The sequence below is a fragment of the Bradyrhizobium sp. 4 genome (genome assembly GCF_023100905.1).
Taxonomy (GTDB): domain Bacteria; phylum Pseudomonadota; class Alphaproteobacteria; order Rhizobiales; family Xanthobacteraceae; genus Bradyrhizobium.
Genome location: NZ_CP064686.1, coordinates 2487779 through 2512994 on the forward strand (window position 1 = coordinate 2487779; position 25216 = coordinate 2512994).

The 25216-nt window shown below is 65.1% G+C and carries 20 protein-coding genes; 15 read left to right on the top strand and 5 right to left on the bottom strand.

The window, feature by feature from the left end:
* Positions 1-7: 7 nt before the first annotated feature.
* The 5 genes from IVB45_RS11400 to hpaH form a co-directional block, all read right to left on the bottom strand.
* Positions 8-877, bottom strand: a complete 870-nt coding sequence (locus tag IVB45_RS11400) for a fumarylacetoacetate hydrolase family protein (RefSeq protein WP_247359941.1) — start codon at positions 875-877, stop codon at positions 8-10.
* A 3-nt stretch (positions 878-880) separates the two neighbouring features.
* On the bottom strand, positions 881-1864 hold the full coding sequence (gene hpaD, locus IVB45_RS11405; protein ID WP_027568982.1) for a 3,4-dihydroxyphenylacetate 2,3-dioxygenase: 984 nt from the start codon (positions 1862-1864) through the stop codon (positions 881-883).
* A gap of 64 nt (positions 1865-1928) precedes the next feature.
* Positions 1929-3467 carry a 5-carboxymethyl-2-hydroxymuconate semialdehyde dehydrogenase gene (gene hpaE / locus IVB45_RS11410; protein WP_247359940.1) on the bottom strand — a complete coding sequence of 513 codons (1539 nt, stop codon included), beginning with the start codon at positions 3465-3467 and terminating at the stop codon, positions 1929-1931.
* Positions 3460-3858 carry a 5-carboxymethyl-2-hydroxymuconate Delta-isomerase gene (locus tag IVB45_RS11415; protein WP_247359939.1) on the bottom strand — a complete coding sequence of 133 codons (399 nt, stop codon included), beginning with the start codon at positions 3856-3858 and terminating at the stop codon, positions 3460-3462. Before IVB45_RS11415 ends, hpaE begins: the two co-directional genes overlap by 8 nt.
* A 30-nt stretch (positions 3859-3888) precedes the next feature.
* Positions 3889-4695: a 2-oxo-hept-4-ene-1,7-dioate hydratase gene (gene hpaH, locus IVB45_RS11420; protein ID WP_247359938.1), complete on the bottom strand. Its 807-nt coding sequence runs from the start codon at positions 4693-4695 to the stop codon at positions 3889-3891.
* 110 nt (positions 4696-4805) lie between these two features.
* Between hpaH and hpaR the strand changes: the two genes are divergently transcribed.
* The 15 genes from hpaR to IVB45_RS11495 all read left to right on the top strand — a co-directional run bounded on the left by hpaR (position 4806) and on the right by IVB45_RS11495 (position 25179).
* A complete protein-coding gene (gene hpaR, locus IVB45_RS11425) occupies positions 4806-5324 on the top strand; it encodes a homoprotocatechuate degradation operon regulator HpaR (protein ID WP_247288667.1) in 519 nt (172 codons plus the stop codon).
* A 118-nt stretch (positions 5325-5442) separates the two neighbouring features.
* The gene (locus tag IVB45_RS11430) at positions 5443-6528 is read left to right on the top strand and encodes a malate/lactate/ureidoglycolate dehydrogenase (RefSeq protein ID WP_247359937.1); all 1086 of its coding nucleotides are present in this window, start codon (positions 5443-5445) and stop codon (positions 6526-6528) included.
* A gap of 142 nt (positions 6529-6670) precedes the next feature.
* On the top strand, positions 6671-7447 hold the full coding sequence (locus IVB45_RS11435) for an aldolase/citrate lyase family protein (RefSeq protein ID WP_018456947.1): 777 nt from the start codon (positions 6671-6673) through the stop codon (positions 7445-7447).
* 94 nt (positions 7448-7541) lie between these two features.
* On the top strand, positions 7542-9065 hold the full coding sequence (locus IVB45_RS11440) for an altronate dehydratase family protein (protein WP_247359936.1): 1524 nt from the start codon (positions 7542-7544) through the stop codon (positions 9063-9065).
* A 186-nt stretch (positions 9066-9251) separates the two neighbouring features.
* On the top strand, positions 9252-9773 hold the full coding sequence (locus tag IVB45_RS11445; protein WP_247359935.1) for a PAS domain-containing protein: 522 nt from the start codon (positions 9252-9254) through the stop codon (positions 9771-9773).
* Positions 9751-11055, top strand: coding sequence for a methyl-accepting chemotaxis protein (locus IVB45_RS11450; RefSeq protein ID WP_247359934.1), 1305 nt, complete (start codon positions 9751-9753; stop codon positions 11053-11055). Before IVB45_RS11445 ends, IVB45_RS11450 begins: the two co-directional genes overlap by 23 nt.
* A gap of 287 nt (positions 11056-11342) precedes the next feature.
* Positions 11343-14612 (top strand): transglutaminase family protein, encoded by a 3270-nt coding sequence (locus tag IVB45_RS11455; protein ID WP_247359933.1) that lies wholly within the window; start codon positions 11343-11345, stop codon positions 14610-14612.
* A 27-nt stretch (positions 14613-14639) separates the two neighbouring features.
* Positions 14640-17177: a circularly permuted type 2 ATP-grasp protein gene (locus IVB45_RS11460; RefSeq protein WP_247807614.1), complete on the top strand. Its 2538-nt coding sequence runs from the start codon at positions 14640-14642 to the stop codon at positions 17175-17177.
* Complete coding sequence (locus IVB45_RS11465; protein WP_247359931.1) at positions 17174-18052, top strand: transglutaminase family protein; 879 nt, start codon at positions 17174-17176, stop codon at positions 18050-18052. Before IVB45_RS11460 ends, IVB45_RS11465 begins: the two co-directional genes overlap by 4 nt.
* A 216-nt stretch (positions 18053-18268) precedes the next feature.
* The gene (locus tag IVB45_RS11470) at positions 18269-19096 is read left to right on the top strand and encodes a metal-dependent phosphohydrolase (RefSeq protein ID WP_027568994.1); all 828 of its coding nucleotides are present in this window, start codon (positions 18269-18271) and stop codon (positions 19094-19096) included.
* 12 nt (positions 19097-19108) lie between these two features.
* Positions 19109-19999 (top strand): alpha/beta hydrolase, encoded by an 891-nt coding sequence (locus IVB45_RS11475; protein ID WP_247359930.1) that lies wholly within the window; start codon positions 19109-19111, stop codon positions 19997-19999.
* Between the two features lie 135 nt (positions 20000-20134).
* Positions 20135-20761, top strand: a complete 627-nt coding sequence (gene folE / locus IVB45_RS11480) for a GTP cyclohydrolase I FolE (protein WP_018456940.1) — start codon at positions 20135-20137, stop codon at positions 20759-20761.
* Positions 20762-20788: 27 nt separating this feature from the next.
* Positions 20789-22312, top strand: a complete 1524-nt coding sequence (locus IVB45_RS11485; RefSeq protein WP_247359929.1) for an FAD-dependent oxidoreductase — start codon at positions 20789-20791, stop codon at positions 22310-22312.
* Between the two features lie 175 nt (positions 22313-22487).
* Complete coding sequence (locus IVB45_RS11490) at positions 22488-23696, top strand: ABC transporter substrate-binding protein (RefSeq protein ID WP_247359928.1); 1209 nt, start codon at positions 22488-22490, stop codon at positions 23694-23696.
* 250 nt (positions 23697-23946) lie between these two features.
* Positions 23947-25179 (top strand): acyl-CoA dehydrogenase family protein, encoded by a 1233-nt coding sequence (locus tag IVB45_RS11495; RefSeq protein WP_247359927.1) that lies wholly within the window; start codon positions 23947-23949, stop codon positions 25177-25179.
* The last annotated feature ends 37 nt before the right edge of the window (positions 25180-25216 follow it).

Below are 25216 nucleotides of genomic sequence, written 5' to 3' on the forward strand. Positions count from 1 at the left end.
TTATTGTTCAGGCTTCGTCGACGACGCCGTTGCGTAAAGATCCGATGCCCTCGGCCGCGACTTCGATAACATCGCCGGGCTTCAGATAACGCGGCGGGTCGAACCGCGCACCGGCGCCGGTTGGCGTGCCCGTGACGATGATATCGCCGGGAACGAGCGTTGCGAAGGTCGAGATATAGCTGATGAGATAGCGGAACGGAAACATCAGCCGGCTGGTGCGGTCGTCCTGCCGCAGCTCTCCGTTGACGTGCGTGGTGAGGCGGATGTCGGCGACCTGCGATTCCTGTGCGTAGGGCACCAGCCACGGGCCGAGGCTGCCGCTGGAATCGAAGTTCTTGCCCTGCGTGACGTTGAACTTGGCATGGCGCAGCCAGTCGCGCACCGAACCTTCATTGCAGAGCGTCAGCGCGGCGATGTGATCGAGCGCCGAACTTTCCGCAATGTGCCGACCGGCCTTGCCGATCACCAGCACGATCTCTCCCTCATAGTCGAGCTGCGCGGAGGCGCGCGGGCGCACCAGCGGTGTGTCGTGGCCGACGAAGGAGCGCGGCGAGCGCATGAACATGCTCGGATATTTCGGCGCGTCCTGGCCGTCCTTGTACTCGGCATTGCGGTCGGGATAGTTGACGCCGATGCAGATGATCTTTTCCGGCGCGGGCACCGGCGGCAGCCAGATGATGTCACCGAGCGCGTGATCGGGCGTGCGGCCGGCGGCCTCTTCCGCGAAGCTCGCGAGCTTTCCTGCCGCGATCACCTCGCGCAGCGTCGGATAGTCCTTTGCGTGGCGCGCGGAGAGATCGACAATGCCGCCGTCCACGACGGCGCCGTACTTCGTTGCACCCTTGACGGAATAGGTGGCGATGCGAGGGAGGGTCATCGCTTAATCCGCCACCAGCACGTCGGCCACGAAGTTCGGCTCACGCACGGCTTGGCCAGCGAACGGCGAGCCCTGCTCGAACCAGGAGCGCGGGGCGGGCGCGCCCCACAATGTCTGGCGGCGCGGATCTCGCAATGACCAGCGAAGCGGCTCGTGGTCGTGATCGCCGGTGAAATAGTCGCTGGTGTAGAGCTCGAGCCGGTGTCCATCGGGGTCGCGGACGTAGAGGAAGAACGCATTCGAGATGCCGTGGCGGCCGGGGCCACGCTCGATGTTCTTGACGAAGCCCTGCGAGGCCATGACGTCGCAGAGATGGATGATGTTCATCGCCGTCGGCGTCCAGTACGCGAAGTGGTGCAGCCGCGGGCCCTTGCCGTTGGTGATGGCAAAATCGTGGACATTGCCCTTGCGATGCATCCAGGCCGCGGCGATGCGCCCGTTCGGTCCGTCCTCCTCGGCGTATTCGGTGAGGCGAAAGCCGAGCCGGGCATAGAATTCGACGGTGTCCTGCACTTCGGCGGCGAACACGTTGAAATGGTCGAGCCGCTGCGGATGGCAGCCCCTGTAGAGATCGTAGCGGCGCAGCAGGTGCGGCCGCCGGTCCATCGACGCATACAGCTCGATCTGGAAGCCGAAGGGGTCGGTGAACTGCAGCGTGCGGCCCTGGAAGGGCTGATCGACGAAGGCGTAGCCAAGGCCGTTCTCGGACAGGAACTTCGCGGCCTTGTCCAGATCCCCGTCGTTGCCAACTTTGAAACCGAGCCGGTTGCAGGCAGGCGCCGCCGCCTTGCGCAACACCAGCGAGTGATGCTGGTGCTCCTCGGCGGCGCGCAAGTAGACGACCTTGTCGTCGGCGTCCTCCACATGCAGGCCGACAACGCTTTCATAGAACTCGCGGCTGAGCTTCAGGTCGGTGACGTCCAGCACGGCGTGGCTGGAGCGGATGATGTTGAACGGCGGCTCGAAGATATGTTGCGGTACGGGCATTGCGTTTCCCCTCTCTAGACCCCGCCATTCCCCGTCCGCGCTCCGCGCCGAGGAACCGCGGGCGTTAGATTCCCAACTTCTGAATCTTGTGCGTGCCCCGCGCCAGCGAGACGTGCTTGGTTTCCATGTAGAAATCGAACGAGTAATCGCCGCCGTCGCGGCCGATGCCGGAGGCCTTCATGCCGCCAAACGGCGTTGGCAGATGCCGGACGTTTTCCGAGTTCAGCCAGATCATGCCGGCTTCCAGCGCATCCGCGACACGCAATGCGCGGCCAAGGTCGTTGGTCCAGACATAGCCGGTCAGGCCATAGCGGATGTCGTTGGCGATCTCGACGGCGTCGGCTTCGTCCTTGAAGGGCAGCACGGTCAGGAAGGGGCCGAACACCTCTTCCTGCGCCACGCGCATCTTGCCATGCGCGCCGGTCACCAGGGTCGGCTCGACATAATGTCCGCCGCCCGGGCCGTCATAGGCCTTGCCGCCGACGGCAATCGTCGCGCCGTCCTGGCGTGCGACGTCGAAATACGAGCACACCTTTGCCAGATGACGCTCGTGGATCAGTGGCCCGATCTCGGTTACCGGATCGAGGGGATGGCCGACCTTCAGGGCTTTTACGCGCGCCGTGAGTTTCTCGGTGAACTTCTCGGCGATGCCGGCCTGGATCAGCAGGCGGCTCGACGACGTGCAGCGCTCGCCGTTGAGCGAGTAGATCATGAACACGACCGCATCGAGCGCGCGGTCGAGATCGGCGTCGTCGAACACGATCACCGGGTTCTTGCCGCCGAGCTCGAAATGCACGCGCTTCAGCGTGGGCGCGCCCTGAACCATGATCGCGGATCCCGTCGAGCTTTCGCCGACGAAGCCGATCGCCTTGATGGCGGGATGCTCGGTCAGCGCCTTGCCGGCCTCTTCGCCAAAACCGTGGACGGTGTTGAGCACGCCGTCGGGCACGCCGGCTTCCTTGACGAGCTTCGCCAGAATGGCCGCCGTGATCGGCGACCACTCCGCCGGCTTGTGCACGACGGTGCAGCCGGCGGCGAGAGCAGGGGCGATCTTCCAGGTCGAAAGCATGAACGGCGTATTCCACGGCGTGATCACGCCGACCGGGCCGATCGGCACGCGCGTCGAGACGTTCCAATGCTCATCGCTCGGCGTGTTCTGGCCGTCGCGCGCCTCGCCGCATCGATCGGCAAAGAAGCGGAAATTCTCGGCGGCGCGGATCGCGGCCTTGGCCATGAAGCGATAGGCCTGGCCGGTGTCGATGCATTCGAGCACCGCGATGTCTTCGGCGTTGTCCTCGATGGCGTCGGCGACCCGATGCAGCAGCTTCTTCCGCATCGCCGGCGCCATGTCGCGCCAGGGCTTGAAGGCGAGGGCGGCAGCGGTGGCGGCGCGATCGACATCCTCGGCATTGCCGCGGGCGACGCTTGCGAGTATCGCGCCGTCGACCGGCGATTTCGTCTCGAACGTCTCGCCTGAGATTGACGGCACGATCTTGCCGTCGATCATGTGCCCGATACCGTCGGCACGCAGCGTCTTCAGCAGCGGTGCAACGCGGTCTCGGTTGGCCTGGAACACATCGGTTTTCGGCGTGGGCTTATCCATGGGCGGCCTCCGCTTTCAGGGCGTCGTGGATGTTGTTGCGCTTCCAGCTCGTGTCCTTGTCGTTGATCTGCATGTCGAACGAGAGAGCGAATTTCGAGCTTGCGAAGACGGGATCGAGATGCCGGGAGAGCGCCTGGAAGACATGCTCGCCGGCCGTCTTGCGGGTTGGCAGATCGCGGCCTTCGCCGATGCGCAGCACCATGTCGAGAAAGCCGTAGTCTTGCCGCGCGTCCGCAATCGCATAATGCTCGCATCTGACGGCGCGGACGCGGATGCCGCCGAGCGGGAAGATGCCGGTCTCGACCGCCGCCTTGCGCACCACCTCGCACGCCGCGCCGATGTCGAGGCGGTCGTCGAGATTGGCCGAATATTCGATCGTGAAATGCGGCATCGCGGTTTCACTCCCTGTTTTCTTGTTCGTCTAAGCGAAGTAGCAGCTCACCGAGCCGTAGGCGCCATAATCGGCCTGGATTGTGTCGCCCTTGCGGGTCTCGATCGGACGGATGAAAGAGCCGGCGAGCACGATTTGTCCGGGCTCGAGCGCAAGGCCGAGCGGTGCGATCTTGTTGGCGAGCCAGGCAACGGCCGTGGCGGGATGATTGAGCACGCCGGCGGCAAGGCCGGTCTCTTCGAGCTGGCCGTTCTTGAAACACAACGCACCGATCCATCGCAGATCGGCGTCAAGCGGGCGGATCGGCCGTCCGCCGAGCACGATGCCGGCATTCGCCGCGTTATCGGCGATGGTATCGAAAATCTTTCGCGTCGCCTTGGTCTGGGGATCGACGCGCTCGATCCGCGTGTCCAGAATCTCCAGCGCCGGCACCACGAAGTCGGTGGCGTTGAGCACGTCGAATAGCGTGCAGTTGGGGCCCGCGAGGCGTTTGCTCATGACGAAGGCGAGCTCGGCTTCGACGCGCGTCGCGATGAAGCGCTTCGTCGGGACGAGGCCACCATCGGCAAAGAACATGTCGTCGAGCAACACGCCGGAATCCGGCTCGTTGATGCCGAGCGCGCTCTGCATCGCCTTCGAGGTCAGGCCGATCTTGTGTCCCCTAACGATGCGCCCCTCGGCAATCTTGACGTCGACCCAGGCCTTCTGAATCGCGTAGGCGTCAGCGATGCTGATGTCGGGAAAGTCCTGCGAGAGCTGCCGGATCTGTGTACGGGTCTTTTCCGCCTGGTGCAGACGGTTCGCGCAAGCTCGGATATCGTCGTTGGAGAGCGCCATTTGTGATCTTACAAATCGTGGTGCGGGAAGATACTTAACATGTTAAGTGAATGCGTCAATCGCAAATTGGCTTGCTGCACTGCAAACGTTTCGCGGCTTGAAGGGGCGTCATGGTGAAGAGACCGGCTGATCCTGCGAACGGAAGCGAGCCCGCCGTCCGGCAGGTGCCGATGCGCGACTTCTCGCGCTCGCTACCGATGTCGCTTCTGCGGGCGCGCGAAGCGGTGATGCGGCAATTCCGTCCCTCGCTGCGCGAGCATGGCCTGACCGAGCAGCAATGGCGCATTCTGCGCGCGCTCGCGGCGATCGACACGGTCGAGGTCACGGAACTGGCGCGCACCGCGTTCCTGCTCGGACCAAGCCTGTCGCGCATCCTGCGTGATCTGGAGGCGCGCAATTTGATCGAGCGCAAGACGGCGAAGGCGGACCAGCGCCGCAGCATGGTCTCGATCTCGGAAAAGGGCGTGAAGCTGATGGCCTCCGTGGCGCCGTCCTCCGAAGCGATCTATGCGGAGATCACGCGACGCTTTGGCGCACGCAAGCTCGTCGAGTTGCAGGAGATGCTCGGCGAGCTCGAACAAAGTCTCGCAGGGCTCGGCGCGGGCGAGGAGGCAAGTGCCGAGGAGTGAAAGCAGATATGCGCAAGCGCGCGTCAACAATCATGGACATCGCCGCAGTTTTTCGCTCAAGTGCCGCTCAAGCCGATCACTGCAAAATCGGCGCCGAGGTAGAGGCAAACAGACCCTCATGGTCACCATCCAGGTTCAGAAGCTGATCGACTTCGTCACCGAGGTCTTCGCGCATGCGCAGTCGTCGCCCGACGAAGCCCGGCGCATCGCCACCTACCTGACCACGGCTAATCTGACCGGCCATGACAGCCACGGCGTGATCCGCGTCCCCGTCTATATTCGCTGGCAGAAGTCCGGCGCGGTCGTGCCCAACCAGAACGCCGAATTGGTGCTCGACACGCCTTCGCTCGCGGTGATCGACGGCAAGTTCGGCTACGGCCAGACCGTGACGCCGCAAGCGGTCCGGATCGGCATCGAGAAGTGCAGGAAGGCGGGACTTGCCGCAGTCGCGCTACGCAATGCGGGCCATATCGGCCGCGTCGGCGATTGGGCCGAGATGGCCGCCGCAGAAGGGCTGATCTCGGTGCATTTCGTCAATGCCGCGGGCTCGCTGCTGGTGGCGCCGTTCGGCGGCGTCGAGAAACGGCTCTCCACCGCGCCCTATTGCGTCGGCATTCCGCGCGAGGGCCAAGACCCGATCGTGCTGGACTTCGCAACCTCGGTCGTGGCCGAGGGCAAGGTGCTGGTCGCGAGCCGCGGCGGCAAGAAGCTGCCGAAGGGCGCGCTGGTCGATGCCGACGGCAGACTGAGCGAGGAGCCGGCCGTGCTCTACGGCCCCTACACGCCGGACGGGCCGCGCGACCACACCAAGGGAACGGGCGCGATCCGAGCGTTCGGCGAGCACAAGGGCTCGGGCCTTGCCTTCATGTGCGAGCTGCTCGGCGGGGCGTTGACCGGAACCGGGGCCACGTCCGGCGGTCGGCGCTTCGCCAACGGCATGCTGGCCTTCTACATCGATCCGAAAGTGGTCGATACCTCCCATGTCTTCGACGCAGAGGTGTCGCGCTATGCGGACTTCATCCGTGCCACCAAGCCGGTGGCCGGGGTCGATCAGGTGCTGATTCCCGGCGATCCCGAGCGGAAAACCAGGGCTGAGCGGACCCAGAACGGCGTCCCCTTGCCGGATGACACCTGGGCGGCAATAGTGAATACGGCCCGCGAGGTCGGCGTCAGCGAAGTGAGCATCCAGAGGGCGACCGCATAGGTCTTGCGTCATTGCGAGCGTAGCGCGGCGCGCCAGTTCGCGGTAACAGCGGGGCTGTGCTGTCGCGGCGCTCGTCATGGTGACGAAGGTCCAAACAACGACGACTTAAACAATAACGGTCCAAAACAAGAAGGAAGGCAACGTGGCGAACAAGGTCAAGGAAATCTGGAAGTCGGGCAAGGCCGTGGTCAACGCGTGGCTCGCGATTCCCTCCGGCTTCTCGGCCGAGATGATCGCGCAATGCGGCTTCGACAGCGTCACCGTCGACATGCAGCACGGCGTGCAGGATTATCTGTCGATGGTGCAGTGCTTCCAGGCGATGGACAAGCATCCGATCACGCCGATGGTCCGCGTGCCCTGGAACGAGCCCGGCATCATCGGCAAGGTGCTCGATGGCGGCGCCTATGGCGTGATCTGCCCGATGGTCAACACGCCGCAGGAAGCCAGGAATCTCGTCTCCTATGCCAAGTACCCGCCAAAAGGCGTGCGCTCCAATGGCCCGATCCGCGCCGGCATGTACGGAACCGCGGGCTCCTACCAGAAGACGGCCAACGACGACATCGTGCTGCTGCCGATGATGGAGACCAAAACCGCGGTCGAGAACATGGAAGCGATCTTCGACGTCGAAGGCATCGACGGCGTCTATATCGGCCCGTCCGACCTCGGCTTCTCTTACGGCCTCGAGCCGAAGCTCGATCGCACCGAGCCCGAAATCCTGGCGATCTACGAGAAGATCATCAAGGAGTGCGGCAAGCGGGGCCTCAACCCGGGCATCCATTGCAGCGGCGCCGAAGGTGCCGCGCGCGCCATCAACATGGGCTTCAAGCTGGTGACGCTCTCGAACGAGGTCGGCCTGATGACGACCTACGCCAAGATGCAGGTCAATGCCACGCGGAAGGATTCCGGCGGCAAGGCCTGAGAACTCGCGAATGGCGAATGGGGAGTAGCGAATGAGCTGCTCCCTTTTTCCATTCGCCACTCGCTACTCACTATTCGTCTGAAGGAGACCTCCCATGACCATCAGCCCCGTCATTCGCCTGCATCCCGATGATGGCGTGCTGATCGCGCGCGCAAGCTTGCCGCCGGGAACATTTGTGGCCGACGGCGTGACCACGGTCGAGCGCATTCCTTCCGGCCACAAGGTCGCGATCAAGCCGATCGCAGTCGGGGAGCCGGTGATCCGCTATGGCCAGATCATCGGCTTCGCGACCACGCCGATCGCGCCGGGCCAGCACGTGCACGTGCAGAACTGCGGCATGGGCGATTTCGCCAAGGACTATGCCTATTGCGCCGACGTCAAGCCGACGCCGAATTTCGAGCTGCCGGCAAGCTTCGAAGGCATCCGCCGCCCGGACGGCCGCGTCGCCACGCGCAACTATATCGGCATCCTCACCTCGGTGAATTGCAGCGCGCATGTCGCAAGCCTCGTCGCCGACGTCTTCAAGAAGAATCCGTTCACCGGCGACAATCCACTGGCCGACTTCCCCAATGTCGACGGCGTGGTTGCGCTGACCCACAAGACCGGCTGCGGCATGACACAGAACGAGCCCTTGGCGCTGCTCCGCCGCACGCTCGGTGGCTATGCGCGGCACGTGAACTTCTCCCACGTCATCGTGCTCGGCCTCGGCTGCGAGGTGAACCAGATCGGCGGCTTGATGGAGGAGCAGAAGCTCGCCGGCCGCCTGCGCGCGATGGACATCCAGGAGGTCGGCGGCACCCGCAAGACGGTGGAAGCCGGCATCGCCTTCGTGCGCGAGGCACTCGCGGAGTCCAACAAGGTCAGGCGCGAGTCCGTTCCGGTCAGCGAATTGACCGTGGCGCTGCAATGCGGCGGCTCGGATGGCTATTCCGGCGTTTCCGCCAATCCGGCGCTGGGTGCGGCCAGCGATCTCATCGTACGTCACGGCGGCACCGTGATCCTGTCGGAGACGCCGGAGACTTATGGCGCCGAGCATCTGCTCACGCGCCGCGCCGTCAGCCGCGAAGTCGGCGAGAAGCTGGTCGATCTCATGCGCTGGTGGGACGAATACACGACGCGCGAAGGCGCCGAGATGAACGCCAATCCGAGCCCGGGCAACAAGGCCGGCGGTCTCACCACCATTTTGGAGAAGTCGCTCGGCGCGATGGCGAAGGCCGGCACCACCAATCTCGTCGAGGTGCTGCGCTACGCCGAACCCATCACCAAGAAGGGTTTCGTCTTCATGGACACGCCTGGCTACGATCCCGTTGCCGCGACCGGGCAGGTCGCCGGCGGCGCCAATCTGGTCTGCTTCACCACGGGCCGCGGCAGCGTGTTCGGCTGCAAGCCGGCGCCCTCGATCAAGCTCGCCACCAACACGCCCATGTACAAGCGCATGGAAGAGGACATGGACGTCAATTGCGGCACCATCCTCGAAGGCGAGGAGAGCGTCCAGCAGTGCGGCCAGCGCATTTTCGATCTCATCCTCAAGACCGCGTCCGGACAGCCGACCAAGAGCGAGAGTTTTGATTTCGGCGGCGCCGAGTTCGCGCCCTGGGTGCTGGGCGCGACGATGTAATTCCTCGTTGCGCGTCGGCGGTAACCCTGCACGGCAAGCGACGCTCCTAAGTAATGGTACGGAGCCGTCAAGTGAACACGGGGGTTCCCGCGGTCACACCTGATTAACATCTTCTGCCGTAATCCCTTGGGAGGATGCGACCTCCACTCATGTGGGACGTTCGCCCTTCGTGAGGATTCGTCGACGATGACGCGTGTGATACGGCCGACCGGCGTGGAACATCTCCTCGGTGAGGAGGAGCTGATCGTGTCGAAGACCGATCTCAAGGGGCGCATCACCTACGCCAACGATGTCTTCATCCGCATGGCGAAGTACTCCTGGCAGGAGCTGATGGGCGCCCCCCATAGCCTGATCCGCCACCCTGAGATGCCACGCTCCGTCTTCAAGCTGCTGTGGGACACGCTTCAGTCCAGGCAGGAGATCTTCGCCTACGTCGTCAACCTCGCGAAGGACGGCAGTCACTACTGGGTGTTCGCCCACGTCACGCCGACATTCGACGAGCGTGGCAATATCGTCGGCTATCACTCCAACCGTCGCAGACCCGATCCGGCGCAGATCGAGCGTATCAAGCCGATCTACAAGGCGCTGTGCGCGGAAGAGGCGCGGCATGCCAATGCCAAGGACGGCATGCATGCGAGCTTCGAGGCGATGGTCGGGCTGCTCAAGCAACAGGGTGTCGGCTACGATGAATTTGTGCTCTCTCTCTAAGGCGCAGGGAGCGACCGCGCTCGCATCCGTCCTTGCCGTCGTTGCGTTCGTGCTCTCGCTCGCCGGTGCGACCGGAATTTCCGGTGCGGCGTTGCTTGGTGCGACGGTCGTGCTGCTCGGTTATGCCGTCTGGTGCCAGCACCGCACGGGGGTGGCCGTCGACGAGATGGCAGACGTATGCCGCAAGGCCGCACGTGGCGATCTTGAGGCGCGCATCCTCAGCATCCGCCAGCCCGGACGGATCGGCGCCATTCAGAAGTCGGTCAACGACATGCTCGACATCACCGATGCCTATTTGCGGGAAGCCTCGGCGTCGATGGACTATGCGAGCCGCGGCAAATATTTCCGCAAGATTCTCGCGCGCGGACTACCCGGCTCGTTCCGCCGTTCAGCCACCGTCATCAATTCCGGCACCGACAGCCTCGGCCGTCGCGTGGTCGAGATCGCGGACCTGGCAAAGCAGTTCGGCATGCATCTCGACCAGGTCGCCGGCACTCTGATGGGCGCGGCGACCGATCTCGAATCCGACGCCGGCCAGATGGCGGCGGCGGCCGAGAAGACCAGCCGGCAGACCTCCGGCGTGCTCAGTGCGTCCGACCAGGCCTCGCGCAACGTCGCCACCGTCGCCGGCGCCGCGGAGCAGCTCGCATCATCGATCGCCGAGATCGGCCGCCAGGTGGCGGGCTCGACCACCAGCACGGGGCGGGCGGTGAACGAAGCCAATCGTGCCGGCAGCGAGATCCGCACCCTTGCGGACGCGGCGATGCGGATCGGCGACGTGGTCAAGCTGATCAGCGCGATCGCCGAGCAGACCAACCTCCTGGCGCTCAACGCCACCATCGAGGCCGCGCGGGCAGGCGAGGCCGGCCGCGGCTTCGCCGTGGTCGCATCCGAGGTCAAGAGCCTCGCCAACCAGACCGCGAAGGCGACCGAGGAGATCAGCGCCAAGGTCGGCGAGATGCAGCAATCGACCACCAATTCGGTCGCCGCCGTCGAGGCGATCGCGCAGACCATTACCGAGATCAACGGCATCACCGCCTCGATCGCGACCTCGATCGAGCAGCAGGGGCTCGCCACCCGGGAGATCGCCCGCAACGTCCAGGAAGCCTCGGCCGGCACCGCGCAAATGTCCGCCAACGTCACCGGCATCAGCGAAGCCGCCGCCGACACCGGCCGTGTGGCGAGCCGCGTCAACAGCGCCTCCGAACGCGTCCATGGCGAGGTCGAGACGCTCCGGCGCGAGGTGACGCAGTTTTTGCAGCGGCTGACGTCAGCGGCGTAGGACATCGCGGAGAGGACGCGCATTCTTCCCCTCTCCCCTTGTGGGAGAGGGTGGCTCGCCGCGTTTGCGGCGAGACGGGTGACGGGTCTCTCTCCGCGCGCACCTCTCACGCCGGAATCGCGGAGACGTACCCCTCATCCGGCGCTTCGCGCCACCTTCTCCCGCAAGGGGAGAAGGAAGAAAGCGACCGCCCGCACCTTGCGTAGGCACCCTTTGCCCGTTGTTAGTGCTTGATCGAGGTCACCAGCGGTGTTCTGCTCAAAAAAGCTGCTGGAGTACCGCACCCCGTGTCGATCTACGTCGCATTACACCACGTCACGCACTACAAATACGACCGCCCGATCGATCTCGGCCCGCAGACCATCCGTCTGCGGCCGGCGCCGCATACCCGCACGCCGATCCTGAGCTATTCGCTCAAGGTCAGTCCGGCCAATCATTTCGTGAACTGGCAGCAGGATCCGCTGGGCAATTGGATCGCGCGTTACGTCTTCCCGGAGAAGACGACCGAGCTCAAGATCGAGGTCGATTTCACGGCGCAGATGACCACGGTCAATCCGTTCGACTTCTTCGTCGAACCCTATGCCGACAGCTTTCCGTTCGAATATACGCAGGATCTCAAGACCGAACTCGCGCCTTATCTCGAGACCGTCAAGCCCGATCGGCTGTTCGCGAAATATCTCGACACGATCCCGCACGAAGCCCCGAACACCGTCAACTTCCTGGTCGATCTCAACAGGGAGCTGCAGAAAAGGATCGGCTACGTCATCCGCATGGAGGCGGGCGTGCAGACGCCGGAGGAGACGCTCTCCTCCGCGGCCGGCTCGTGCCGCGACTCCGCCTGGCTTCTGATCCAGACCTTCCGGCACCTCGGTCTCGCCGCCCGTTTCGTCTCGGGCTATCTGATCCAGGTCCGTCCCGACATCGATCCGATCGAGGGGCCGCCGGAGGTCGAGAACGATTTCACTGATCTGCACGCCTGGGCCGAGGTCTACCTGCCGGGCGCGGGCTGGATCGGCTTCGACGCGACCTCGGGCATGCTTGCGGGCGAGGGCCACATCCCGGTCGCCGCGACACCGCACTACCGCTCGGCCGCGCCGATCTCCGGCGGCGCGGGCTTTGCCGAGGTCGAATTCGCCTTCGACATGAGCGTCAAGCGCATTCGCGAGGCGCCGCGCATCACAAAACCATTCTCGGACGAATCCTGGATACGGCTCAACGATCTCGGCGAGCAGGTCGACGGCGATCTTGCGGCGCAGGACGTGCGTCTGACCATGGGCGGCGAGCCGACCTTCGTCTCCGTCGATGATCTCGAAGGCGCCGAGTGGAACACGGACGCGGTCGGTCCGACCAAGCGCGGGCTCGCCGACGATCTGATCCGCCGCATGCGCGCGCGTTTCGGACCCGGGGGCCTGCTGCACTTCGGTCAGGGCAAATGGTATCCCGGCGAAAGCCTGCCGCGCTGGGCCTTTGGCCTGTACTGGCGCAAGGACGGCGTGCCGATCTGGAAGAATGCCGACCTCATCGCCAGCATCGAAAATCCGCGGCCGGCGCAGGCCAAGGACGTCCAGGCGTTCGTGGAGGGCGCGGCGCTGCGGCTTGGTCTCGATCCCGGCTACATCATGCCGGCCTATGAGGACACCGCGTACTGGCTGCAGAAGGAATCCGAGCTTCCCGTCAACGTCGATCCATCCGATTCCAAATTGTCCGATCCGGAGGCCCGCGCGCGGATGGCGCGAGTGTTCGAGCAGGGGCTCAACAATCCTCGCGGCTTCGTGCTGCCGGTGCAGCGCTGGAATGCGGCGCCACGCTGGCGCAGCGAGCGCTGGCAGCTCCGGCGCAGTCATCTGTTCCTGATGCCGGGGGATTCCCCGCTGGGCTTGCGCCTGCCGCTGGACTCGCTCGGCTATGTCCCGCCCGATCAATACCCCTACATCGTCGAGCGAGATCCGATGGAGGCCCGCGGCAAGCTGCCCGTGTTCAGCCTTCCAGCGCGTCCGGACTCGCCGGAGCGGCTCGAGCCCGAAGAGCTCAACACCTCCGTCCCGGTTCGCACCGCGATGTCGGTCGAGGTCCGCGACGGCGTGCTCTGTGCTTTCATGCCGCCGGTCGAGCAGATCGAGGATTATCTCGAGATGATCGCGGCGCTCGAAGCGACGGCCGAGGAGATGCAGCTCCAGGTCCATGTCGAGGGTTATCCGCCGCCGTTCGATCCGCGTGTCGACGTCATCAAGGTGACGCCCGATCCCGGCGTGATCGAGGTCAACGTCCAGCCGGCAAAGAACTGGCGCGAGGCGGTCGATATCACCGTCGGGCTCTATGAAGATGCGGGCAAGACACGCCTCGGCGCCAACCGCTTCCTCGTCGACGGCCGCCACACCGGCACCGGCGGCGGCAATCACGTCGTGGTCGGCGGCTCGAGTCCGCAGGACTCGCCGTTCCTGCGCCGGCCTGATCTGTTGAAGAGCCTGGTGCTGCACTGGCAGCGGCATCCGGCGCTGTCCTATTTCTTCTCCGGCCTGTTCATCGGCCCGACCAGTCAGGCACCGCGCATCGACGAAGCCCGCCACGACAGCATTTACGAGCTCGAGGTTGCGCTCACGCACGTGCCGCCGCCGGGCGTTCAGGCGCCGCTGTGGCTGGTGGATCGCTTGTTCCGGCATCTCCTCGTCGACATCACCGGCAACACCCATCGCGCCGAGATCTGCATCGACAAGCTCTATTCACCGGACGGCACGACCGGCCGCCTTGGCCTGGTCGAATTCCGCGCGCTCGAAATGCCGCCGGATCCGCGCATGTCGCTGGCGCAGCAGCTGCTGATCCGCGCGCTGATCGCAAAATTCTGGCGCGAGCCGCAACAAGGCAAGTTCGTGCGCTGGGGCACCGCGCTGCATGATCGCTTCATGCTGCCGCACTTCATCTGGGAGGATTTCCTCGAAGTGCTCACCGAGTTGAAGCAGTCCGGCTATCCGTTCGAGCCTGAATGGTATCTGGCCCAGCTCGAATTCCGCTTCCCCGCTTTCGGCCGTATCCATCATGGCGGCGTGACGCTGGAGCTGCGGCAGGCGCTGGAGCCCTGGCACGTGCTCGGCGAGGAGGGGTCGGCCGGCGGCACCGTGCGCTATGTCGACTCGTCGGTCGAGCGGCTGCAGGTCAAGGCGGAGGGGTTCGTCGAGGGCCGCCATATCGTCACCTGCAACGGCCGCCGCCTGCCGATGACCGCCACCGGCCGCTCCGGCGAAGCCGTGGCCGGCGTCCGCTTCAAGGCCTGGCAGCCGGCCTCCGGTCTGCATCCGACCATTCCCGTTCACGCGCCCCTGACCTTCGATCTTATTGACACCTGGAACGGCCGCTCGCTCGGCGGCTGCGTCTATCACGTCGCCCATCCCGGCGGCCGCAGCTACGACACCAAGCCGGTCAACACCTACGAGGCCGAGGCGCGGCGGCTGGCGCGCTTCCAGGACCACGGCCATACGCCGGGCCCGATGCAGCCGCCGCCCGAGGAACGCACAAATGAGTTTCCGCTGACCCTCGACTTGCGGACCCCGCTCCTGCAATGAGTATGATGCGGGGGCAGGGAGAGGCGCATGGCCGAGGGCGCAGCCGAAGAGGACGACAAGGCGGGTAAGGCGCAAGGTCAACGCAATGGCCAGCGCGAAGGCCAGCGCCGTTTCGCGCAATGGGTCCGCGACTACAGGCGCCTGCCCGGCATCCCCGACGAGTTTCTCGGCCCGGACGGCAAGCCCCGCGGGGTCTGGAGCCGCTTCTTCGATGCCTTCGGCGCGCTCGCGCCCGACGAGGTCGAGCGGCGGTTCGGCATGGCCGACCGTCATCTCCGCGAGGCCGGCGTCACCTATCGCGCGCCCGGCGAGAGCGCCGACCGGCCCTGGTCGATCAGCCATCTGCCGCTGCTGATCGACGAGGCCGACTGGAAGCAGCTGTCCGATGGCATCACCCAGCGCGCCGAGCTGCTCGAGCTCGTGCTGCGCGACATCTATGGCGAGGGCCGCCTCGTCGCCGAAGGCGCGCTGCCGGCGGCCGCGATCGCGGGCAGCCCCGAATATCTCCGTCCCGTCTGCGGCGTGCCGCCGCCGGGCGGGCGCTATCTCTCGCTCTATGCCGCCGATGTCGGCCGCGGGCCCGACGGCCGCTGGTGGGTGCTCGGCGACCGCACGCAGGCGCCGTCGGGCGCGGGCTATGCGCTGGAGAACCGCCTGGTGCTCTCGCGCGCCTTCTCGGATCTCTACAAGTCGATGAACGTGCCGCGCGTCGCGCCGTTCTTCGAGGCGTTTCGCGACAGTCTTCGGGCGCGCGCCGACCGCGACGAGCCGCGGATCGGCGTGCTCACGCCGGGCAGCTTCAGCGAGACCTATTTCGAGCACGCGACGCTGGCGCGCTATCTCGGCTTCCTGCTGGTCGAGGGCGACGATCTCGCCGTCAGCGACAACCATATCCACATCCGCACGGTTGCGGGCCTCAAGCGGCTCGACGTGCTGCTGCGCCGTGTCGATTCCAATTCGCTCGACCCGCTCGAGCTCGAAGCCTCCTCGCGGCTTGGCGTCCCCGGGCTGATCGACGTGCTGCGCAAGGACGGCGTCGTCGTCGCCAACATGCCGGGCTCGGGCGTGCTGGAGGCGCGCGCGATGCTCGGCTTCCTGCCGGCGCTGAGCCGCCGCCTGCTCGGTGAAGAGTTGAAGATGCCGCACATCGCGACCTGGTGGTGCGGCCAGCGCTCGGCGCGCGACGAGGTGCTGTCGCGGCTCGACGAGGTCGCGATCGAAGGCGCCTATCGGCGCGGCGTTCCCGGTTTCGACAGCAACGGTCCGGTGCTCGCGAGCGAGCTCGATGCCGCCGGCCGCCGGCGCCTGAGCAACGCGATCGCTGCGCGCGGCATGGACTATGTCGGCCAGGAGGTGGTTCGGCTCTCGACCATGCCGGTATGGGAGCAGGGGCAGATCACGTCCCGTCCCTTCGTGCTGCGCGTGTTCGCAGCCGCGACGCCGGACGGCTGGGCCATCATGCCCGGCGGCTTCTGCCGGATCGCCGAGCAGCCGGATGCGCGCGCGGTGTCGATGGGCGACGGCGCGCGTTCCGCCGACGTCTGGGTGGTCTCGGACAAGCAGGTCTCGACCGCGACGCTGCTGCCTGCGGTCGACAAGGTGCGCATCCGCCGTATCGCCGGAGTGCTGCCGAGTCGCGCCGCCGACAATCTGTTCTGGCTCGGCCGCTATCTCGAACGCGCCGAGGCGACGCTGCGGCTGGTGCGGGCGCTGGGCTCGCCGAGCGGGCCCAACAAGGGCACCGCGGCCTCGCTGCAATCGGCGGAGCGTATCCAGCGCCTGCTGGTGACCTGGGGCGCGATCTCACAGACCTCGCGCGCGGCGCCCGGCCGCATCGTTGCCGAGGCGCTGCAAAGCCCGGAGCGTTTCGGCTCGGCACTGTCGCTGGTCCGCGCGGCCCAGCGCACGGCGACCTCCTTGCGCGAGCGGCTGTCGCCCGATGCTTGGCAAGTCATCACCGAGATGGTCGAGCGGCTGGCCGTCGAGGTCGAGGACGACGACAGCGTGCTGAGCGCGGCCGAGCTGACCTTGCAGGAGCTCGCGAGCTTTGCCGGCCTTGCGCATGAGAACATGAACCGCGCCGCCGGCTGGCGCTTCCTCGATATCGGCCGCCGCACCGAGCGCGCCATCAACACCACGCGTTTTGCCCGGCAGTTCGCCTATGACGAAGCCGGCGACGAGGATCTCGATATCCTGCTGACGCTGGTGGATTGCCAGATCACCTACCGCTCGCGTTATCTGCTGGCGCCGATCCTTGCGCCGGTGCGCGATCTCGCCGTGCTCGACAGTTACAATCCGCGTTCGGTGGCGTTCCAGGTGACGGCGCTGAACGAGCATATCGCCGCGCTGCCAAGCCTGAAGGAGCACGGCCTGATCGAGAAGCCGCAGCGGCTTTTGGTCGTGCTGCCGGCGATGCTCGCGACCGCGGAGGCCGAGAGGATCGAGGTCAAGACGCTGTTCGCACTGGAGCAGGATCTGCTCAGCCTCGCCGAGGCAGTCGGGCAGCACTACTTCCCGCACGGCCCCAATGCCAGCCGGCCGGAAAAGCTGACGGGGCTGGCGTGATCTACGATATCCGTCACGTCACCACCTACGAATATGAGAGCCCGGTCAGCTTCGCCCGCTGCACGCTGCGGCTGGAGCCGAGGAGCGGCAATGGCCAGGAGCTGATCTCGCATAAGGTCGAGATCCGTCCGCGCCCCGCGGAGCGTAGCGTCCGGCGCGATTTCTTCGGCACCCTGACCGAGAGTGTCGTGATCGAGGCCGCGCATCGCACCCTGCGCATCGATTCCCGCTCTCGCGTGAAGGTGTCGCGCCAGCCGCCGGCGCGCGACGCTGCCAGTCGGGGCTGGGAGAGCATTCGCGACATCGCCTTCGAGGCGACGAGCCTCGGGCCGTCCTCGCCGGTCGGCTATGTCTTTGCGAGCCCGCTGGTGCCGGTGCTGGGACCCGTCAGCGCCTATGCCGCGGAAAGCTTCGCGGCCGGCGCGGGCATCCTCGCCGGGGCGGTCGATCTGATGCATCGCATTCGCACCGAATTTCGCTACGACCCCAAGGCGACGGTGATCTCGACGCCGCTCGACGAGGTCTTCGTCAAGCGCCATGGCGTCTGTCAGGATTTTGCCCATGTGATGATTGCGGGCTTGCGCGGGCTGGGACTGCCCGCGGCCTATGTCAGCGGATATTTGCGCACCATTCCGCCGGCGGGCCAGCCGCGCCTGCAGGGCGCCGATGCCACCCATGCCTGGGTGTCGCTGTGGTGCGGTGAGGAGCTTGGCTGGGTCGATTTCGATCCGACCAACGACCTTATGGTCGCTGGCGACCATATCGTGCTCGCGGTCGGCCGCGACTTTTCCGACGTTTCGCCGGTCGACGGCATCATTGTCGGCTCGCCGAAGCAGAAGCTCGACGTCGCCGTCGACGTGCTGCTGGTGGAATGATTGCGGCTTTGCCGCTACGGAGCCGTCGGCGCCATGGATGTACTGAGTTGTAACCGCAATCTTATGTTGCGTGGCACAACAGCAATATATTTCCGTGTTGTCGTCCCAGGATTTGGTCAGTCGGCCCAAGATGGGCTATGCTGGCGCTTGCGTCGAGGACGAGAATGAGACGTCGGTAGTTGGCGTGGGACACCACCGACAGACGGGGCTGCATCCATGATCACGTTACCGAGACTGGCGGCTGAATCCCTTGAGAAGACGCTAGGTTCGTTCATGCGCCGCAGGTACGGCGATTCTCCGGCAAACATCGTCGAGAGCGCGACCCGTACCGCTATGGAATGCATCGGAAACAGCGACGCGCTCTATCATAATGTCGAACATACGATGCTGGTCACGCTCGCGGGTCATTCCATCCTGAGCGGCCGGTATCTTCATATTCATCTCTCGGCCGAGGATTACGTCCACGTCCTGATCGCCTGCCTTGCGCACGATATTGGCTATGTCCGTGGCTTGTTCGAGGAAGATGACGAGGACGGTTTTGTGGTCGATGCGGCAGGCAGCAAGGTCTCGCTGCCCCGCGGCTCATCAGATGCCAGTCTGATGATGTATCACGTCGACCGTTCCAAGCTCTACGTCATGCGCCGGCTGCAGCATATTCCCGGACTTGATCCAGAGCGGATCGCGCGCGCCATCGAGGGCACCCGCTTCCCGGCCCGCGAGGGCCAGGAATACGACGACGACGCCTCGATCCTGCGCGCCGCCGATTTCATCGGCCAGCTCGGCGACCCCAACTATCTGCGCAAGGCTAACGCGCTCTATTACGAATTCGAAGAAGTCGGCATGAACCGCCAGCTCGGCTACGATTCGCCGGCCGACATCGTGAACCGCTATCCGCAGTTCTATTGGAATAGCGTCGCACCGCACATTCAAACCGAGATCGGCTACCTCAACAAGACCGAGATCGGTCGGCAGTGGATCGCCAACCTCTACAGCAACGTGTTCCGCGCCGAGCGTGACATCACGTTGTCCGGGCCGCAAAAATAGCTCCGCTTTGTAATGCAACAAAAAACTGTCGCCACCGATGTCCTCGATATCGCCTATCGCGAATACGGCGCGCCGGACGGCTGGCCCTGCATCATGGGCCACGGCTTTCCCTACGACGTGAACGCCTATGCCGAGTCCGCGCCGATCATTGCGCAAGCGGGCGCGCGGGTGCTGGTGCCCTGGCTGCGCGGCTACGGGCCGACGCGGTTTCGCTCCGCTGCGACGTTGCGCTCCGGCGAGCAGGCGGCGCTTGGCGCCGATCTCCTGGCCTTCATGGATGCGCTTGGAATCTCGCACGCGGTGGTCGGCGGTTACGACTGGGGCGGGCGCGCGGCCTGCGTGGTCTCGGTTCTGCATCCGGAGCGCGTAGTCGGCCTCGTCTCGGGCAATTCCTACAACATCCAGAACATCGCGCGTTCGATGGAGCCGGCTTCGCCAACCGAGGAGGCGGCGCTCTGGTATCAATATCTCTTCCACAACGAACGCGGCCGCCGCGCGCTGGAGCGCAACCGGCGTGGTTTTGCGCGCCAGCTCTGGTCGATGTGGTCGCCGACATGGGCCTTCGACGACGCGACGTTCGAGACCAGCGCCATCTCGTTCGACAATCCTGATTTCGTCGATGTCGTGATCCACTCCTACCGACATCGTTACGCGCTGGTCGCGGGCGATCCCGCCTATGCCGAGATCGAGGCGAAGCTCGCAGCCCAGCCGCCGGTTCGGGTGCCGACCATCGCGATCGACGGTGACAGCGACGGCGTTAATTTCGGCACCGCGCATCACGCGCACAAGTTCGAGGGCTTTTTCGAGGCACGTGTGTTCGCTAGGGCCGGCCACAATTTGCCGCAGGAGCGGCCGGCCGAATGGGCCCAGGCCGTGCTCGATGTGCGGAAAGCGGCCTCATAGAGCCGGATTTCTCGTCCCGCTGTCTTGCCGCTCTCACAGCTTCCGATTTTTCCTCATCCCGGGAACCTTTTCCGATCGCAGCCGTCCAAGCTGTGGGCCGCCTTCTGTATGCGGTTCGTTGCAGGGGAGTTTTCGATGAAGACGCAAACGCGCAGGCTGGAACGTGTTGCGGTCGCGCAGGCGCCGAGCGAGCGGCCTGAGAGGGCGGAGGTCGAGCAGGCGATCCGCACCATGATCCGCTGGGCCGGTGATGACCCCGCGCGCGACGGTCTGCGCGATACGCCGGACCGGGTCGCGCGCGCCTTCGAGGAGTATTTCTCCGGCTATGCGCAGGATCCGACCGAAATCCTGCAAAAGACCTTTGAGGAGATCGAAGGCTATGATGAGATGATCGTCCTGCGCGGCGTTCGCTTCGAAAGCCATTGCGAGCACCACATGGCACCGATCGTCGGCCGCGCCTGGGTCGCTTATATCCCGCAAGGGCGCGTCGTCGGCATCTCCAAGCTCGCGCGTCTCGTCGACATCTACGCCAAGCGGCTTCAGATCCAGGAGAAGATGACCGCGCAGATCGCCAACACGATCAACGATGTGCTGAGGCCCGAAGGCGTCGGGGTCATCATCAAGGCAACGCATCACTGCATGACCACGCGCGGCGCACACAAGCCCGGGACAGATCTCGTCACCAGCCGCATGCTCGGCGTGTTCCGCGACAATGCGTTGACGCGCCAGGAGCTGCTGGGGCTGGCCAATTCGGACGATTGATCCGCGACGGCTCAAGGAGGCAACGCCATGACCGAGGACAAGAAGCCAAGCGGACCCGACTTGAGTCGAGGCGTGACGCTCGCCGCGTTCAAGGACAGCAAATTGCTCGGCCATGTCGGCGAGGAAGACGTCCTGCTGGTGCAGGCCGGCAGCGAGATCTTTGCGATCGAGCCGACCTGCAGCCACTATCACGGACCGCTTGCAGAAGGACTGGTGGTTGGCGACACCATCCGCTGTCCCTGGCATCATGCCTGCTTCTCCTTGCGGTCAGGCGAGGCGACCCGTCCGCCGGCGCTGAATGCGCTGGCGGTGTGGGAGGTCTCGCGCGATCAAGACAAGATCGTCGTTCAGCGCAAGCGCGAGATGCCGAAGCCTCCGGCGCCTCACCGGACGGCGCCAACGCCGGAAAAATTCGTCATCATCGGCGGCGGCGCGGCGGGTTTCGCGGCGGCGCAGACGCTCCGTCGCGAGGGCTTTGCCGGCGCCATCACCATGCTCAGCAATGACAGCGCGATGCCGGTCGACCGGCCCAATCTTTCCAAGGATTACCTCGCGGGCAACGCGCCGGAGGATTGGCTGCCGCTGCGGGGCGAGGACTATTATCGGGACGTCGGCATCGATCTCAGGCTCAACACGAATGTCGCCGCGATCGAGGCGAAGACGCGCAGCGTGACGCTGGGCAACGGCGACAGGCTGCCGTTCGACCGGCTGCTGCTCGCGACCGGCGCCGAGCCGGTCAGATTGCAGATTCCGGGGACCGACCAGCCTCATGTCCACACCCTGCGCTCCGTCGCCGACAGCCGCGCCATCATCAAGGCGGCCGGCAGCGCCAAGCGTGCGCTGGTGATCGGCGCCAGCTTCATCGGCCTGGAAGTTGCGGCCTCCTTGCGGGCACGCAAGATCGAGGTCCACGTGGTCGCGCCGGACGAACGGCCGATGCAGAAGGTGCTCGGTCCCGAGATGGGCGACTTCGTGCGCGCGCTGCATGAGGAGAATGGCGTCAACTTCCACCTCGAGGACACGGTGGAGAAGCTGGACGGCACGCGCGCGACGTTGAAAAGCGGCGGCGTGATCGAGGCCGACCTGGTCGTGGTCGGTATCGGCGTCAAGCCGCGCCTCGCGCTCGCCGAGCAGGCAGGGCTTGCGGCCGACCGGGGCGTCAGCGTGAGCGAATATCTGGAGACCAGCATAGCCGGTATCTTTGCGGCCGGGGACATCGCGCGCTGGCCCGATCCGCATTCGCGGCAAACTATCCGCGTCGAGCACTGGGTGGTGGCGGAGCGGCAGGGCCAGACCGCGGCCCGCAACATGCTCGGCAAGCGCGAGCGCTTCGAGGCCGTGCCGTTCTTCTGGTCGCAGCACTATGACGTGCCGATCAACTATGTCGGCCACGCCGATAGTTTTGACGACATCGCGATCGACGGCAGCATTTCCGGCAAGGACTGCCTGCTGAAGTATCGCAAGGGCGGCCGTGTCCTTGCGATTGCTTCAATTTATCGCGATCTCGACAATCTCAAGGCCGAGCTGGAGATGGAGCGGACACGCGGCTGAGGCACGCATCCGGTCTTGATTTGCGTCAATGGTGCTGCCCGCGAGGGCGGCTGCGCACCGGCTGATCAGCAACTCGACGCAAGACCGCCTTGTGGAACTCCGCTGATCTGATGTGCTGGCAAAAAGCAGCACGTCGCGCCTTCCGAGTCGTGGCGATCATCACCGGGGAGAAACCATGAAAGCCGCTTTGGTCCTGGCTGCAGCGCTGGCTGCCTGCCTGTCCACGCCTGTCTCCGCGCAGAAATCCTACGGTCCGGGCGTCAGCGACACCGAGATCAAGATCGGCAACACCATGCCCTATAGCGGCCCCGCTTCGCCGCTCGGCATCACCGGCAGGGTGATCTCGGCCTATTTCGACGAGGTCAACGAGAAGGGCGGGATCAACGGCCGCAAGCTCAATCTCCTGTCGCTCGACGATGCCTTCTCGCCGCCGAAGACCATGGAAGCGGCGCGCCGGCTGGTCGAGGGCGATGGCGTCGCCTTCATCTTCGCGACCATGGGCACCGCGCCGAGCTCGGCGATTGCGAAATATCTCAACAGCAACAAGGTGCCGCAGCTGTTTCTGATCAGCTCGGCCTCGAAGTGGAACGACCCGGCCAACATGCCCTGGTCGATGGCGCTGCCGTGGGCGCCGAACTACACCAGCGAGGCGGCCATCGACGTCGCCTATGCCCGCGCCAAGAACCCGAATGCGCGCTTCGCGGTGCTCTATCAGAACGACGATGCCGGCAAGGAATATCTGCGCGGCGTCAAGGAAGCGCTTGGTGCCGACGCCGACAAGGCGATCGCGATGGCGTCGAGCTTCGAGGTCGCCGACCCCACCGTCGATTCCCAGGTGCTGACTCTCGCGAACACCAAGGCCGACGTGTTCATGATCTATTCGGTGACGCCGCGCGCCTGCGCCCAGGCGATCCGGAAAGCGCATGAGGTCGGCTGGCAGGCAACGCGCTTCCTCGCCTCGGGCTGCGCCAACAAGGCAACCGTGATGGTCCCGGCTGGCCTCGATGCCGGCAAGGGCGTGCTCTCGCTCGGCTCGCTCAAGCCGTTCGTCGAGGGGCCAAAGGACGATCCGGCGATGACGGCCTATATCGACTTCATGAAGAAGCGCCTGCCCAATGCCGACGTCAACAACGTCGCGGGTCTCTACGGTTACACCGTCGCCGAGGCGTTGGTCGTCTTGCTGAAGCAGTGCAAGGACAATCTGACGCGTGAGAACATCATGGCGCAGGCGGCCAATTTGAAGAACGTGCCGCTATCGCTGCTGATGCCCGGCATCACGCTCAACACCACGCCGCAGGATTTCCGCCCGATCAAGGACGGCTATATGCTTCAGTTCAACGGCAACGACTGGATCGTCGCGAGCGAGCTGCTGCGCGGCACGTGAGGGACTGCGAAGCGAGCGGCTGCAGAGACGGTGCACCCTCTCCCCTTGTGGGAGAGGGTGGATCGCCGCGAAGCGGCGAGCCGGGTGAGGGGTCTCTCTCCGCGAGTCGTCTCTACATTTGAACTCGCGGATACAACCCCTCATCCGGCGCCATAGCCGAAGCTTTGCTTCGGCGTTCTTAGGAACGCCAGCCGAAGGCCGCCTATGCCACCTTCTCCCGCAAGGGGAGAAGGGAAGAGGAGGAACACCAATGGATTTTCACCACTCCGAACGTTCGCTGGAGCTGCAGGAGCGTGTCCGCCGGTTCATGCGGACGCATGTCGAGCCGGTCGAGGAGCTCTATTACGAGCAGGTGAAGCCGGAAGCGACACGCTACAGGACGCCACAGGTCCTTCAGGACCTGAAGCGGCTGGCGCGCGAGCAGGGGCTCTGGAACCTGTTCCTCTCCGGCGAGCACGGCGAAGACCCTAACAACACTGGCTTGACCAATCTCGAATACGCGCCGGTGAAGGAGATCATGGGCCGCATCCTCTGGGCGCCGGAGGTGTTCAATTGCTCGGCGCCCGATGTCGGCAACATGGAGGTGCTGGCCAATTACGGCACGCCGGCACAGCAGGAGCGCTGGCTGAAGCCGCTCCTGGAGGGGCGCATCCGCTCCGGCTTCTCGATGACGGAGCCGCAGGTCGCCTCCAGCGATGCCACCAACATTCAATGCGAGATCAAGCGCGACGGAGGCGACTACGTCATCAACGGCCGCAAATGGTTCACCTCCGGCGCGATGAACGAGGATTGCGAGATCCTGATCGTGATGGGCAAGACGGCGCCCGACGATCCCGACCGCCACCGCCAGCAATCCATGATCCTGGTGCCGAGAGCGACGCCCGGCGTGCGCATCGTCCGCGACATGCTCACTTACGGCTATGACGACGCGCCGGTCGGCCATCCCGAGATCGTCTACGAGAACGTTCGCGTGCCCGCCGAGAACATCCTGCTCGGCGAGGGCCGCGGTTTCGAGATCGCGCAAGGCAGGCTCGGTCCCGGCCGCATCCATCATTGCATGCGGCTGATCGGCTGTGCCCAGCGCGCGCTGGAATTGATGTGCCAGCGCGCCGTCTCCCGCACAGCCTTTGGCAAGCCGCTCGCAGAGCAGGGCTCGGTGCGCGAGGACATCGCGCACTCATTCTGCGAGATCGCGCAGGCGCGGCTCTTGACGCTGCAAGCCGCCGACAGGATGGACCGCGAAGGCAACAAGGCCGCGCGCGACCTGATCGCGGCCGCCAAGATCGTGGTGCCAAGCATGGCCGCCCGCGTGATCGACCGCGCCATCCAGATCCACGGCGCCGCCGGCGTCTCGCAGGATACCTTCCTCGCGCGTGCTTACGTCTACGCCCGCTTCATCCGCATCGGCGACGGGCCGGATCAGGTGCATCTGGCCGCGGTAGGGAAGGAGCTGATCAAGCGCGGCGGGGTGATGGCCGGGTAGGACCGTTCCGGACGTCACCCGTTGCTGCGGGAACCAG